Source organism: Microbacterium sp. (assembly GCF_031178525.1).
Taxonomy (GTDB): Bacteria; Actinomycetota; Actinomycetes; order Actinomycetales; family Microbacteriaceae; genus Microbacterium.
In genome coordinates this window covers 15,864-29,928 of the sequence record NZ_JAPSJA010000008.1, presented here as the reverse complement: position 1 = coordinate 29,928, position 14,065 = coordinate 15,864, and the positions used below count along the sequence as shown (strand labels likewise).

Sequence of the window (14,065 nt, the reverse complement as noted above, 5' to 3'; positions counted from 1 at the left end):
CCGGCTCCCGGCGCTGCAGGATCGCGGCCGCGAGGCCGATCGCCGCGGCGGACTCCCGCTGGGACGACTCGATGAACACGTTGTCGAGAGGCACCTCCGGCAGCTCCTCCTCGACCCGGTGCTCATGGGCCTTCCCCGTGACCACCGCGATCCGATCCGGTCCCGTCAGCGGCAGCAGCCGATCCCACGTGTTGCGCAGGAGCGAGACGCCCGATCCGGTGAGGTCGTGCAGGAACTTCGGCGCTTCCGCTCGGGAAAGAGGCCAGAGGCGGGACCCGACGCCGCCCGCGGGGATCACGGCGAAGAAGTCCTGGATCGGTGCAGACATGACTTTCAGGTCATTCGAAAGCGGGGTGGCGCACGGTGGCTCGGTGGCGAGCCTCGCTCAGCCGGTGAGTGTCTCCGCTGATGTTTGGGACAGCCGCAGCAGCAGCTGGTCGAGCTTGTCGGCCGTGTCCTGCCAGCCGGTGACGTCGATGCACTCGACCTGGCCCATGGCGCGCACGGGGTAGTCGTTGCCGTCCGGGTCGAGGCGGTCGCCGTAGAACAGGATGCCGTCGAGCGGCACGCCCGTCTCCTCCGCGAGGCGGCGCATCCCATAGGCCTTGTCGATGCCCTTCCGCGTGATGTCGACCGACGTGGAACCACCCGAGCGCACCTCGAGATCCGGCAGCCGTGCGGCGACCGCGTCGCGCAGCTGCGACTTGCGCTCGCCGGTCGGGTCCCACGCCTTCTTCGTCTCGACCGGTGCGGCCTGACCCAGTGCCGAGAACGTGATCTGCGACCCGCGATCCTCCAGGATCGGACCCCACGTCCGCGCCTCCCACAGGCCCAGGCGCTTGGCCTCCTCTTCGACGGCCGTGAGGGCGCGCTGCTTCTCGTCGGGGGTCAGGTCCTGGGCGTAGAGCATGACGAGCTCGTCGCCCTCGAAGCGGAAGTACTGCGTGCCGCATGTCGGCAGCAGGTGGAGGTGGGCGAGCGTCTCGGCGGGTGCGTGCGGCAGGCGGTCGACGACCTGAGCGCGGAACTGCGCGATCTGCCCGCCCGAGATGATCGCGACCTCGACGCGCTCGGCGAGTCGGATCAGCAGCTCGCCGATGCGGGGATCGATCGGGCTCTTCGACGGGGCGAGCGTGTCATCCAGGTCGAACGACACCACGCGAGGCGCAAAGGTCACGTCAGCGGCCCATGCCGGTGTAGGTCCAGCCTGCTGCGCGCCACGTCGCGGGATCGAGGACGTTGCGGCCGTCGAAGACGACCGGACGCGCGACCTTCGCGGCCGTGGCCGCGGCGTCGAGCTCGCGGTACTGCTTCCATTCCGTGACTACGACGACGGCCTCGGCGCCCGCGAGCGCCTCGTCGACCGATTCGGCGTAGTTCAGCTGGGGGTGCAGGCGGCGCGCGTTGGGCACTGCCTCCGGGTCGTGTGACACGACCTCGGCACCGAGGCCCTTCAGACGCACGGCGACGTCGAGCGCGGGGGAGTCGCGGATGTCGTCCGAGTCGGGCTTGAAGGCGAGGCCGAGCACGGCGACGCGGCGACCGAAGACGCGCCCGTCGAACGAGTCGACGACGCGGTCGACGAGGTGCTGGCGACGGCGAAGATTGATCTCGTCGACCTGCTTCAGGAAGGCGACGGACTCGCCGCGGCCGAGCTCCTCGGCGCGGGCCGCGAAGGCGCGGATGTCCTTCGGGAGGCATCCGCCGCCGAAGCCGACGCCGGCGTTCAGGAAGCGGCGGCCGATGCGCGCGTCGTGGCCGATCGCGTCGGCAAGCTGCGTGACGTCGGCACCCGTGACCTCGGCGATCTCCGCCATCGCGTTGATGAAGCTGATCTTGGTGGCGAGGAACGAGTTCGCCGCGACCTTGACGAGCTCCGCCGTGGCGTAGTCGGTCACGATGCGGGGCGTGCCGGTGGAGATCGCGCTCGCGTAGACGTCGTCGAGGATCGCGGTGTCCTCGTCCTTCGTGTCCGCCGCGACGCCATAGACCAGGCGGTCGGGCTCGATCGTGTCCTTGACCGCGAAGCCCTCGCGCAGGAACTCGGGGTTCCACGCGAGGCGCGCGCCGGTCGGGTTCACGAGCTCGGCCAGCCGCGCGGCAGTGCCCACGGGGACGGTCGACTTGCCGACGACGAGCGCGCCCTGCTTCAGGTGGGGGAGCAGCGACTCGACCGAGCTGTCGACGAAGCGCAGGTCGGCCCCGGCGCCGTCGCGGCGCTGCGGAGTGCCGACGGCGATGAAGTGCACATCCGCGTCGGCGGCGTCGGCGATGTCCGTGCTGAAGGACAGGCGGCCGGATGCGATGCCCGCGGACAGGATCTCCGGGAGACCGGGTTCGAAGAAGGGCGTCTCGCCCGCGGCGAGCTTGGCGATCTTCGCCTCGTCGACGTCGATGCCGACCACCTCGTGGCCCAGCGACGCCATGGCGGCGGCGTGCACCGCGCCGAGGTACCCGCAGCCGATCACGCTCAGCTTCATCCGGATTCGCTCCCATCCTGTCGGCGCGCCGCCGCGCGCACACACGGCCTCCATCCTCCCATGGATGGCGGCAGGTCCCGCCGTAGCCGAACGGGCCCGGCTCTCGCGGCCCTGCTCATGGCAGTTATCCACGTGGAGACGCGTAAACTCGATCCGTCGCCGTCCAAGGGAGTCACTGTTTTGTCAGGCGTGATCGTGCACGAGTGGCTTGAGCACTCCGGCGGCGCGGAGAACGTGTTCGAGGCGATGCTCGAGACGTTCCCGGATGCCGCCGCGTGGTCGCTCTGGGATGACTCGCACGGCCGTTTCCGCGACGTGCACGAGACCGTGCTCGCCCGCACGCCGCTGCGCTACAGCAAGACGCTCGCGCTGCCGCTGATGCCTGCCGTGTGGCGCGGGCTCCCGGAGATCTCGGCCGAGTGGATGCTGGTGAGCAGCCACCTGTTCGCCCACCATGCGCGCTTCGGCGGCGCATCCCGCGACATCCCCAAGTACGTGTACGCCCACACGCCCGCGCGCTACATCTGGACGCCCGAGCTCGACCGCCGCGGCGCCAGCCTGCCGGTGCGCCTCGCAGCACGCGCGTTCAAGCCGCTCGATCGCAAGCGTGCTCAGGAGCCGGTCGCGATCGCGGCGAACAGCCGATTCGTCGCCGACCGGATCGCCAACACGTGGGAGCGCGAAGCGGTCGTGATCCACCCGCCCGTCGACACCACGGTGTTCGCCGAGCAGCCGGAGCTCGACGACGCCGACCGCGCCGCGCTCCATGCCCTTCCCGACGGCTTCCTGCTCGCGATCTCGCGCTGGGTGCCGTACAAGCGGCTGGAGGCCGCGATCACGACGGGCGAGGCCACCGGCAGGCCGGTCGTGATCGCGGGACGCGGACCGGATGAGGCGCGCCTGCGCGCGCTCGCGGAGCGCTCACGGGCGCGCGTGCAGTTCGTGCACTTCCCCTCGCGTCCGCTGCTGCGCGCGATCTACCGCAAGGCGGCCGCGCTGGTGTTCCCGGCGATCGAGGACTTCGGCATCGTCGCGGTCGAGGCCATGGCGTCGGGCACGCCCGTGCTGGCGAACGCCTACGGCGGCGTGGCCGAGTCGGTCGTGGACGGCGTCACGGGCGCGCACGTGCACGACTGGCAGTCGCCGACCGAACTGCGCGCCGCGCTCGATCTCACCCTGCGCTCGAACGCGCGGGCCTGCCGCGCGCGCGCCGAGGACTTCAGCCGCGAGCTGTTCGGCGAGCGCATAAAAGCGTTCGTGCGGCATGCGCACGCGCCGGTGAGCGCGGTGGCCTGAGCAGCTCGTCAGAGGTCGGCGAGCGGGGACGCGCGGTGCAGCACGCCGCCGGGTGCCCACGCGTCGACGATGCGGGGTTCGGTTGTCGAGACGCGCGCCAGGAGGTCCCGTGTGAGTGAGACGGACTCGTCGCCGTCCGTGGCGCACCAGCTGTGCGCGAGGGTCCGCAGACGGTCGCGGTCGACATCGCTTGCGCCGGCCACGAACGCGCGAACGTCGTCCGCCGAATGCAGCGCCGGGAACGTCTGCTCGTCCTCGAGGAACGGGTAGACAGGCGCGCGCCCGTCCAACCGGATGTCGGCGGTCGGGATGCCGAGCAGCGCCGACTCCCACGCGACACCGCTCGAGGACTGGATCACCCAGCGCGGGCCGCGGCGCAGCAGGTCGACCGTCAGGCCCCCACGGTGCAGCGACCACGTCTCGGGCATGAGGCGCTCGAGCATGTCTGCGTCCGAGCGCGGGTGCGGCGCGACGAGCACGTCGCTGAGCCCCGCGTCCGTCATCATCGCGAACATCCTGCGCAGATCGGGCTCGGGGTCGGGCGAGACGGCGAAGACCCCGGGCAGGCCGGAACCGGTGAGGTCGGGCGCCGGCAGGTGAGTGATGTCGGTGCTGGGATTGCCGACCACCGCGATCCGGTCCGGAGCCGCGCCCGCAGCGGCGGCGACCCAGGCACGCTCGGCCCCGCCCCGCAGCGCGGCCAACGACACGGGCAGGTCCACCTGGAACCGCGTCAGGGGTGAGTGCGGCACGTAGACCACCGGCACGCCCTGCTGCTCGGCACGCAGGATGAGCGCCCGCAGAAGCGGGTGGGTCTGGCGCGCGAGCAGGATGTAGCGGAACGGCGTCAGATCGACGCCCTCGAGGCGGCGCAGCTCATGCTGCGTCGCGTTGACCGCGTGGCGCCAGGATGCGCGCAGCTCGGGGCGGTCGTGCTGCTTGAGAAAAGCGTCCACCCGCTGCTTCATCCGCCGCGCGACCGCGTCGTGCGCCGCGGGCCCCGCGATGGAGGTTTCACTCGCGCGCCGCAGCTCCGGAGCGACGCCGATCACGGGCGCGAGGGCGCGCTCCTCGTTCGGCGACCGCGTGACGACGAGCCCGCCGTTCGCGTGCCTGGTGCGCGAGCGAAGATACGGGCGCAGCGATTCCGGCACCACGAGCGACGCCGCGCGAGCCCGCAGGGCGCGTCGGGAGCGTGGCCGGGAGAACTGGATGTCGAACTCGGGGAGCAGGCACCACAGCAGGCGCTGCTCCCCGAGGTCGGTGTCCTGGGTGGGGGTCAGCCGTCGACCCGACGCAGCTTGCTGAGGGGCGCGAGCTCGCCCGGGAAGACGCGCTTCACGCCGTCGCCGAGAGCGGCCTCGATCACGCGGATGTCGCGCACGAGGTTCTTGAACCCGTGCGGCTCGAGGCTCGCGGCGTGGTCGCTGCCCCACATCGTGCGGTCGAGCGTGATGTGGCGCTCGACCGCCACGGCGCCCAGCGCGACGGCGGCGATGGAGATCTGCAGGCCCGGCTCGTGACCCGAGTAGCCGACGGGGACCTGGTAGCGGTCCTTCAGCGTCTGGATCGTGCGGAGGTTGGCCTCCTCGGGAGGCAGCGGGTACGTGCTCGTGGCGTGCATGAGCAGGAGCTTGTCGGTGCCGAGGATCTCCACGGCGGTGTCGATCTGCTCGATCGTCGACATGCCCGTCGACAGGATGATCGGCTTGCCCGTCGCGGCGAGCTTGCGCAGCATGCCGAGGTCGGTGACCGAGGCCGACGCCACCTTGTGGGTGGTGACGCCCATCTCCTCGAGGAAGTCGACGGAGGGCTCGTCCCACGGCGACGCGAACCAGTCGACGCCCTTCTCCTTCGCGTAGGCCGCGATCTCCGTGTACTCGGGCTTCTCGAACTCCACGCGGTAGCGGTACTCGAGGTAGGTCATGGTGCCCCACGGCGTCTCGCGCGGGGTCTGCTTCATGTGCTCGGGCGTCGCGATGTCGGGCGTGCGCTTCTGGAACTTGACCGCCTGCGCCCCAGCGTCGACGGCGACGTCGATGAGCTTCTTGGCGTTGTCGACGTCACCGTTGTGGTTCAGTCCGATCTCCGCGATCACGTACACAGGAGCGCCGGCACCTACGGTGTGGTCTCCGATGACAACCTTCTCGGTCGGCATTGCTCACCTTTTCGTTTCTCCGTGCCCGGATCCGGGCACGATGTCCTCATCCTAGCCGCGCTGTCCCCGGGAGCCGTGTGGAGCCGATCGCGTGGCCCCGAAGCCGCGGCTATCGGCCGGCGAGCACGCGGTCGACCAGTTCGCGCACGGCGCCGTCGCCCCCCTTGCGCGTCAGCACCACCCGTGCGGCGGCGATCACCTCTGGGCGGGCGTCGGCCACAGCCACCGGCCACCCGACCAGCCGCATCGCGCCGAGGTCGTTGACGTCGTTGCCGAGGTAGGCCGTGCGCGCGAGGTCGACGTCGTTCTCGGCCGCCCACTCGGTGATCGCGGCGGCCTTGTCGCCCACGCTGTGGATGATCGGCACCTGCAGCTTGCGGGCGCGGGCGCGCACCACCGGGTGGGTCTCGGTCGACAGGATCAGGAAGGGGATGCCGGTGCGGCGCAGCAGGGCGACGCCCATGCCGTCGGAACGGCTCACGCGGACGGTCTCGCCGCCGTCGACGTCCACCGTGGCGGTGTCATCGGTGTGCACGCCGTCGAAGTCGGTGACGATCGCGTCGACGGGAATCGCATCCGGCTGCTCGATGAGGTGGGCGAGCGCGCCGGCCATCGCGAACTGCGTCGGGTCGTCGATCTCGATCGCCGACCGCTCGGGCACCTCGACGATGCCGATGCGTCCGAAGAAGCGGTGCTTGGCGGCGCGGAAGCCTGCGGCAGAGAAGACGTAGAAGGCGCCGGTCTCGAGGTAGTGGGGTTCGCGGTCCTGGCGCCGGGGGCGGTGATGCGCCTCGTGGTTGATGGCCTCAGCGGAGCCCTCGGCGCCGCGGCGCCAGAGGAAGCCGTAGGTCTCGAATGCCGAGAACGCACTGTCATAGTCGCCACCCTCGACCAGGCGCACGGCCTCGGCGATGCTTTCGGACGGGATGAACGGCGACGTCGCCTGCAGGAAAACGACGGTCGATATCGTCACGCCACGACCTTCGAGATCGTCCATCGCATGCAGGATGGCGCTCTCGGACGAGGCGGTGTCACCGGCGATGTCTGCGGGACGGTGGATCACCTCGGCACCCGCGGCGGTCGCCACCTCGGCGATCTCGGCGTCGTCCGTCGAGACGCACACGCGATCGACGGCTCCCGAGCGCCGCGCCGCGGCCACCGCCCGCGCAACGAGCGGGACGCCGGCGACGGGCAGCACGTTCTTGCGCGGCACGCCCTTCGAGCCGCCCCGGGCGGGAATGACCGCGATGACCTCGCCGATTGGCTGCGCGGGCTGATTCATTGGGTCTCCTGGGTGAATGAAGCGGCGTGGTGCCCGGAACCACTCTCAGGCGTCCGGCCGAAGACGGTCACGCAGGTGCTTATGACGCGCTCCGAGTGATAGAGGGTGTCGCGTCCCGCTTGAGGGGTGTCCTCGGCCAGCACAAGCCGCTCGGTCGTGATCGCGGAGCGCTCCAGAGGAAGGAACTGAAGAAGGGTGGCGTCGAGAACGACGACGATGCCGGAGTCGACCCGGTCGAGCAGCGACACCACCTCGGCATTCTCATGACGGGCGGCGGAGAGGGCGCGGGGATGGATGCGCGCGTCGGGCATAAGCGCGGGGGAATCCAACTGCAGCAGCGCGACGCGCTGCCCGCCGCTGAGGGCCCGTTCGACTTCGTCGCAGACAGCTTCGGTGCGCGATCCGCGCGCGCGGAAGTCGCTCGCGAAGACGATGTCGGCCGCGATCGAGCGGTCCGGGCCTGCGGACCGGGACCCCAGGAAATCCGTCGGCGCAGCGAACGGGCGGGAGCCTCGGTCATCGGCCGGGATGTATGGCGTACCCCCCGCGGAGCGCTCGGACTGATGCCAGTCGACGTAAGCCTGGTAGTACCAGCGCCGCCGCGCGTCCATGTATCCGCGGTTGAACTCTCCGGCGCTGAGCGAGTCCCACCGGACGCGGTAGAAGGTCGTCGGCACGCGACCCACGACCGGGATGCCTTCCTGCGTGAAGGACCGGATGCGGTCGTTGAACTCGGCGTCTGCCGACCGGTTGAGCACGTCCCAGTAGCCGATCTTGTCGAAAACCGAGCGACGCACCATGAGGGAGTTCAGACCCTGCTGGGTCCACACCGGGTTGCCATTGATGCGTCCGAACTGCAGGTCGTCTGAAGCTCGGATGGAGTTAGACATGTTTGCGACGGAGCCGCTTTCGGCTTCCAGGTGGGCGACCTGCAGCTCGATCTTGCGGGGATGAGACCAGTCGTCGTCGTCGTGGATCGTGACGTACTTCCCACGCGAATGAGCCGACACCGCGATGTTCCTCGCCAGGTATGGACCGTTGTTCTCGCGCAGATGCACGACCTCGATCCGCGGGTCCCGCGCCGTCCACCGGTCAAGCGCCTCGGCGGCGGCCGGCGGCGAAGCATCGTCCATGATCAGGACCTGCAGCGCCTGGTGAGATTGGGCGAGCAGCGATTCGACGGCGGTAGCCAATCGCGGGCCGGGATCGTATGTGGGGACGATGACGGTCACGAGCGGTCCATACGGCGCGGTGCGGGCGGCCCGGCTCCTGAGGCGGTCGAACGGCGCTCCGTCGCCCGGCGCGAGTTCGACCGGCTCCAGGTCGTCCAGCGCGAACAGCGCGTTGATGGCGTCCAGCCACCGGTCAGCTCCGGCCGGATCCTCCGGCCGGTCTCCGGCGAACGGGTTGACTGCGTTGGCCGTGAACAGGTGCGGCTGGGCGATATCTTCCCGGCGGATGTGCATGCGGGCGAGCAGGCCGGGGAGGTCATGCGTCTCGCCCGCCGCGACGAGCAGTTCCACCAGCCGGAAGCGTCCCTCCTTTCGGATGGCCTGCGGGCCGAGGAGATCTGCCATCGTGCGCAGCAGCAGGACGGCGTCGGCCGCTTCGGCGGCGTTTCGAGCCTGATCTGCGAGCAGGGTGGCGAGACGGAGGTAAGGCTCGCGTGCGAAACCCTTCACGCGAGCGCGCAGCGCCCAGCGCGGAGCTCCGCTCCGCAGGGCAGCGAGCAGGTCGGCCGCGCGGTACCTGCCGTGTGAGGCGGCCAGGGCGAGCACATCCCTGCCCTCACGGGAGCCGTTCGCGCGAAGGTAGCCGTACAGCTCCTCCTCGCGCCGCAGGTATGCGAGTTCGACGGCGGTGGGCGTTAACGGCCCCGAGCGGACGCGGCGGTCGACCGCGACGCCCGCGGCCCGGTACAGGGCCTTCTTCAGGAGCGCACGCATGCGTACTTGCTTATCACGGCGTCGAGTGCGGCACGGGTGGGACGGAGGCGGGCGGCGACCGGGACGGGGAAGGTCCGCCCCTATAGTGGTCGGGGATCACCGTCCCCAGCCCCACGGACGAATCGTTTCACCGCGCGACGGGCGCGGCATCCGGGAGACTTCATGGCCGACGAGCACACACTGGACGAGCAGAACGTCGCCGGCGTCTCCGTAGGGTTCTGGAACCCGCTGCGCGAGGACGGTGCCGGACGTACGCGGCGGGTCAACAACATGGGCGACCTCCTCGGCCCGCTGGTGACGCAACTCGCGCTGGCGCACAGCGGGTGGGTTGATCCGGTGGCCTCCGCCGAACCGCCGCGCCGCCTGCTGACGATCGGGTCCATCGCGCACTTTGCCCGTTCCGGGGACGTCATGTGGGGGACGGGTGTGAACGGCAAGGCGCTCGCGCACACCCCGCGCAAAATCGAGGTCGACATCCGGGCGGTGCGCGGCCCCTGGACGGCCGCGGAGCTGACGCACCGGGGGTATCACGTCCCTCCGGTGTTCGGCGATCCGGCGCTCCTGTTGGGGTCGCTCATGCCGGAGATCCCGCGGCTGCCAGGCTGGGAGGGCCTGCGCCTCGTGGTGCCGAACTTCAACTCGTTCAGCGAATACCGCGATCAGGCCGAGACGCTAGCACAGCGCGGACTGACGCTTCTCAGCCCCGAGATGCCCCTGTTCCTCGTGTTGAGCGCGATCGCGCACGCGGAGTTCGTCGTCGGCTCGTCGCTGCACGCGGTCATCCTGGCCGACGCCTACGGCGTGCCGGCGCGCATCATCCGCTCGGGGGCAGAACCGGAGTTCAAGTACTACGACTACCTGCTCGGCTCCGGTCGGACGCGTCCCCGGCTCGCGCGCGACGTGAGCGAGGCGCTCGACCTCGGCGCCCATGAGAAGCCCGAGTTCGACGCCCCCGCCCTGACCGACGCCTTCCCGCGCGACCTCTGGGACCCGGGGCACCCGCTCGCAGGTGGCTCGCACGTGTTTTCGATCGCCCCCGAGGCGCTGTCCCTGTGGCGCGAGCGCGCGACGCGACGAGCGACCCGCGAGGAGCTCGCGGCGCGCGTGGAGGGACTCGTGCGCGACGCCGCGGCGCAGGACGGCGCTCCTTTCGGGGGGCGCAACGCGATCGCGGATGTGCGCCGGATCGCGCTGCCCGACGTGCACCTCGACCTGGGTGGACTGGGGGCAGAAGACGTCGATGCGGCAACGCCCTCAGCGCGGATGCGTGACGCACGCGTGCTGTCGCGCGATCTTCTGCTCGGCGTCTCGCTCGTGCACGACAGCGCGATCGACTGGCCCGAGCTCATCGAGCTCCATCTGGAGGATCGCGAGAACTCCCGACGCGTCGACCGGGTGTGGCACCTCTTCGAGCAGCAGCGGGGGCAGTGGCGGCTCGATCTCGACTTCCTCGTACCGCTCGAGGAGTTGGCAGATGGCGCGCAGTGGCGCGCCTTCGTCCGCATCGACGGTGAGCTGGTGCCGGTCACGGACGGAGTGCCGGTTCCGCTGAGCTCCGCGCACGCGCCGTCGGACGCCGGAGAGCCCGTCTTGCTCTCGCCGGGCGCCCTGACAGGAGTGCGATGATCACGCGCCGGATGCTCGTTCCCTTCCCTGCCTGGGAGGGGAACCCCTACCTCTCCATGCTGACGCTCATGACTGAGGCGGCGGGCTGGCGGATCGAGGGCCGCAAGAACGTCCCCGATCTGATGCGGCTCGCCACCGAGCTGGTCGTCGGCGACGTCGTGCACGTCCACTGGACCTCGCCAATCACGCGGGGCGCCGCGAACGAGGCGGACGCGGAGGCCAAGCGGCGCGAGTTTCGGGTGCTGCTGGAAGGGCTCCGGGCGCGCGGGGTCCGCATCCTGTGGACAGTGCACAACGAGATCGCCCACGACGCTCCCTTTCCGGCCGTAGAGCGCACGGTCGCCCGTGACCTCGCCGAGCTGTGCGACGTCATTATCCAGCTACACGAGCACACGTCTGCGTTCGTGGCCGAGTCGTTCGCCCTCCCGATGGACAAGCTCGTGACGCTGCCGCACTCCAGCTACCTCGGCGTCTATCCCGACGAGCGCGACGACCAGCTGGCCCGCAATCTCCTTGGGATCCCGGAGTCGGCGCCGACCGTCGGCTTCATCGGCCAGGTGCGTCCCTACAAGGGCCTCGACACCCTTATGCGCGCGGTCGACCTGGCCGCGGCCGAGGTTCCCGACCTGACGCTGCTGATTGCCGGCCGCGTGGCGCCCGAGGATGCGCCGCAGCTCGCCGCCTCCCTGCCGAGCGTCGCGCGCGTTGTGCTGCACACGGAGTTCGTCCGCGACGAGGATCTGTGGAAGTGGTTCCGCGCGTCCGACGTGGTGGCGCTGCCGTACCGGCGCATCCTCAACTCGGGCAGCATTCTGCTCGCCTCGACGTTCGGGCGTCCCTGCATCGTCCCCGACGACACGCCGCTGCCGAGCGTGTACGCGGACGAGTCGTGGGTGCGCGCATACGCGACGGCCGACGCGGATCGTGCGCTGGCCGATGCGATCGTCGCCTCCGTGCGGGCGGACGGCGTGGAGGGCGCCATGGCCGAGGGCTTCGCGCGAAGGCACACGCCGTTCGAGATGTCGCGCGCCTACCGCGCGATCCTCGCAGATCTGGACGCAAAGGGCTCGACGGGAACGTGATGAAAGAAGCGGCACTCGCGCCGGACGTCAGCGTGATCGTCCCCGCACACAACGTCGGTGCGTGGATCGGGCAGACGCTCCAATCCATCCTGGTTCAGACCGACCCCGCGCTCGAGGTCATCGTGGTGGACGATGCGTCGACCGACGACACACTCGAAGTGGTGACGCAGGCCGCGGCTCACGACGCGCGCGTGCGCGTTGTGACCGCGTCCGGTCGTGGCGGGGCGCAGGCGCGTGACCTTGGCGTCGAGCTGGCGACGGGGGAGTTCATCGCGTTCGCAGACGGCGACGACCTGATCCCCGCCGGGGCGTACGCGGCGATGCTCGAATCGGCGCGATCGAGCGGGTCTGACATGGTCGTGGGCAGCTTCTTCAAGTTCTTCCCGACCCGAACTTGGCACCCAACGCTGCGCTGGCCGGCCTTCGACCGGCCGCGCCGGCGCATCACGCTTCTCGACCAGCCCTCGCTGATAAACAATCGCGCCTGCTGGAACCGGCTCTTCCGGCGGGAGTGGTGGCTGGCCGAGGCCATCACATTCCCCACCGTGCCGCGATCGAACGACATCGTGCCGATGACGAAGGCGCTCACGCGAGCGTCGGCGATCGACGTCGTGACGGACTTCGTCTACCTCTATCGTGACCGCCCGGGCAGCGGATCCATGACCGCGAAGTCGGTCAGTGGCCGCGGCTTCGAGAGCTACCTCTCGCAGGAGGTCGAGTGCCGCGCGCTGATCGAGGCGGTCGGCGCTCCCGAGGTGCAAGACGAGTACGACAACTTGCTAGTCGACAAAGACGGCTGGGTTCACCTCTCCAAGTTCCTCCGCAACGAGGAGTGGCGCGCGGTGGATCCGGCTGCGCTTGAGCGCATCCGCAGCGCGATCGTCGAGATCGTGGCGGCCACCGCGCCCCGGAGGTTGCCGCGGAGCCGCGCGGACGTGCGCTGGACCTGGGCGCTCGCTGCGGAAGGGAGATGGGAAGAGGCGACTCAGCTCGCCGGCGCGATCGACGCTCCGGCGGATCGACGGGTGTGGCCTGCCCCCGAGGTGTGGCTCCAGCAGGCGAAGCGCCTCCTCGCTAACGGTGAGGGGACGCCCTCCTTCATCAGGCAAAGCTTGATCGCGCACCTGCTCGACCCCATCGCCACCAAGGCAGTGGCTCCCACCGCGGACCGGGCGATGCTGCTGGCCAGCGAGGTGGAATTTCTCCGCGAGGTGTTCGCGGACGTCGAGAGGGTCGCCATGAACGGCGCGCAGCACCAGGTGCTCCTCATGCTGCTGCAGGGCGAGACCGGGCGCGTCGCGCCGGCTATCCCCCGCCTCTCGCTGCTGTCGATCAAGCGCGTCGAGGACGGCGTGCAAATCGCGCTCGCCGCAGCGAACCCGGCGAGCGTCCTTGCCATCCGACTCCTGGCGCCCCACGCCGAGCACGAGGTGCGCGTCGTACGGGAGTCCGAACGGGTTAGCGGCATGATCCCGCTCGCGTCCCTCGGGACGTCGACGTGGAAGGTGATCTGCGCGATTCAGACCGAGTACGGCGTGGTTGAGCAGCAGCTCGCCGTACGCCTTGAGCACGTCGTCAGCCGGCTCGCCGAGCGCATGCTCACCGCGACGGAGGACCGGCAACTGCGAGTCCGGACCCTCGGCGGTGAGGCTGCAGCTTACACGGAGGAATTGCTGCTTCCGGCGCAGCTTTCGGCTGAGACGGTCCGCGCCGAGGTGCTTGGAAGGGACCTCCGGCTCACCGTGCGGGTGGCCCCCTCCGCACGCTTGGTCGCGGCACGACTTTGGAATGAGGCTACGGGGAACGCGGGCTCCCGAGCGGTCTCGCTGCGTCATCAAAGCGACGGGTCGGTGATTGTGGCGCGCACCGCGCATGACCTGCCGGATCGCAGCTGGACGGTGCTGGGGATGTTCGAGACGCCCGTCGGTAGGGTGGAGGTGCCGATCGCTCTCCAGCGTGGCGCCGTCGTGAGCACCAATCCGAGCTATCGCATCCGTGCCGTATCCGGCGGGGCGATCCGGGTCTCGCCGACGCGCGGCGACGCGACATCGACGCCGAAGGGTCCGGCGGCCGCCGGACGGTCGCGACGGACGGGCTGGAAGGCGCGGTTGAAGCGCATAGTGCCTACCTCGGTCTGGCGGACGGCGCGCGCGGCGCTGAGACGCTGATTCGGACGGCGCCGCGCGTGACCGCCC

General features: G+C 70.2%; 11 protein-coding genes. 4 read left to right on the top strand and 7 right to left on the bottom strand.

The window, feature by feature from the left end; translation table 11 throughout:
- From RIF89_RS01495 to RIF89_RS01485, 3 genes are all read right to left on the bottom strand, one after another.
- Positions 1-328 (bottom strand): sugar phosphate nucleotidyltransferase (locus tag RIF89_RS01495; protein ID WP_309067395.1); only part of this gene is annotated, 328 nt, incomplete at its 3' end.
- Positions 329-385: 57 nt separating this feature from the next.
- Positions 386-1,177, bottom strand: a complete 792-nt coding sequence (locus RIF89_RS01490) for an HAD-IIB family hydrolase (RefSeq protein WP_309067394.1) — start codon at positions 1,175-1,177, stop codon at positions 386-388.
- Position 1,178: 1 nt separating this feature from the next.
- Positions 1,179-2,480, bottom strand: a complete 1,302-nt coding sequence (locus tag RIF89_RS01485; RefSeq protein WP_309067393.1) for a UDP-glucose/GDP-mannose dehydrogenase family protein — start codon at positions 2,478-2,480, stop codon at positions 1,179-1,181.
- A 117-nt stretch (positions 2,481-2,597) separates the two neighbouring features.
- Here RIF89_RS01485 and RIF89_RS01480 point away from each other — a divergent pair, with 117 nt between their 5' ends.
- On the top strand, positions 2,598-3,776 hold the full coding sequence (locus RIF89_RS01480; RefSeq protein ID WP_309067392.1) for a glycosyltransferase: 1,179 nt from the start codon (positions 2,598-2,600) through the stop codon (positions 3,774-3,776).
- A gap of 8 nt (positions 3,777-3,784) precedes the next feature.
- Here RIF89_RS01480 and RIF89_RS01475 read toward each other — a convergent pair whose 3' ends face one another.
- The 4 genes from RIF89_RS01475 to RIF89_RS01460 form a co-directional block, all read right to left on the bottom strand.
- Entirely contained in the window at positions 3,785-4,933 is a 1,149-nt protein-coding gene (locus tag RIF89_RS01475; protein ID WP_309067391.1) for a hypothetical protein, read from the bottom strand.
- A gap of 122 nt (positions 4,934-5,055) precedes the next feature.
- Positions 5,056-5,934: an N-acetylneuraminate synthase family protein gene (locus RIF89_RS01470; RefSeq protein ID WP_309067390.1), complete on the bottom strand. Its 879-nt coding sequence runs from the start codon at positions 5,932-5,934 to the stop codon at positions 5,056-5,058.
- A 109-nt stretch (positions 5,935-6,043) separates the two neighbouring features.
- Positions 6,044-7,216, bottom strand: coding sequence for an acylneuraminate cytidylyltransferase (locus tag RIF89_RS01465; RefSeq protein WP_309067389.1), 1,173 nt, complete (start codon positions 7,214-7,216; stop codon positions 6,044-6,046).
- Complete coding sequence (locus RIF89_RS01460; RefSeq protein ID WP_309067388.1) at positions 7,213-9,162, bottom strand: glycosyltransferase family A protein; 1,950 nt, start codon at positions 9,160-9,162, stop codon at positions 7,213-7,215. Before RIF89_RS01460 ends, RIF89_RS01465 begins: the two co-directional genes overlap by 4 nt.
- Before the next feature lie 162 nt (positions 9,163-9,324).
- Here RIF89_RS01460 and RIF89_RS01455 point away from each other — a divergent pair, with 162 nt between their 5' ends.
- Genes RIF89_RS01455 through RIF89_RS01445 form a run of 3 tightly spaced genes read left to right on the top strand, consistent with a single transcriptional unit; the run spans position 9,325 to position 14,038 of the window.
- On the top strand, positions 9,325-10,788 hold the full coding sequence (locus tag RIF89_RS01455; RefSeq protein WP_309067387.1) for a polysaccharide pyruvyl transferase family protein: 1,464 nt from the start codon (positions 9,325-9,327) through the stop codon (positions 10,786-10,788).
- A complete protein-coding gene (locus RIF89_RS01450; RefSeq protein WP_309067386.1) occupies positions 10,785-11,870 on the top strand; it encodes a glycosyltransferase in 1,086 nt (361 codons plus the stop codon). Before RIF89_RS01455 ends, RIF89_RS01450 begins: the two co-directional genes overlap by 4 nt.
- Complete coding sequence (locus tag RIF89_RS01445; protein ID WP_309067385.1) at positions 11,870-14,038, top strand: glycosyltransferase family 2 protein; 2,169 nt, start codon at positions 11,870-11,872, stop codon at positions 14,036-14,038. Before RIF89_RS01450 ends, RIF89_RS01445 begins: the two co-directional genes overlap by 1 nt.
- Positions 14,039-14,065 lie beyond the last annotated feature (27 nt).

Coding starts and splice junctions, on each gene's coding strand:
- RIF89_RS01480 (WP_309067392.1), top strand. CDS start 2,598: ATGGCAGTTATCCACGTGGAGACGCGTAAACTCGATCCGTCGCCGTCC.
- RIF89_RS01460 (WP_309067388.1), bottom strand. CDS start 9,162: ATGCGTGCGCTCCTGAAGAAGGCCCTGTACCGGGCCGCGGGCGTCGCG.
- RIF89_RS01470 (WP_309067390.1), bottom strand. CDS start 5,934: ATGCCGACCGAGAAGGTTGTCATCGGAGACCACACCGTAGGTGCCGGC.
- RIF89_RS01485 (WP_309067393.1), bottom strand. CDS start 2,480: ATGAAGCTGAGCGTGATCGGCTGCGGGTACCTCGGCGCGGTGCACGCC.
- RIF89_RS01455 (WP_309067387.1), top strand. CDS start 9,325: ATGGCCGACGAGCACACACTGGACGAGCAGAACGTCGCCGGCGTCTCC.
- RIF89_RS01445 (WP_309067385.1), top strand. CDS start 11,870: ATGAAAGAAGCGGCACTCGCGCCGGACGTCAGCGTGATCGTCCCCGCA.
- RIF89_RS01465 (WP_309067389.1), bottom strand. CDS start 7,216: ATGAATCAGCCCGCGCAGCCAATCGGCGAGGTCATCGCGGTCATTCCC.
- RIF89_RS01450 (WP_309067386.1), top strand. CDS start 10,785: ATGATCACGCGCCGGATGCTCGTTCCCTTCCCTGCCTGGGAGGGGAAC.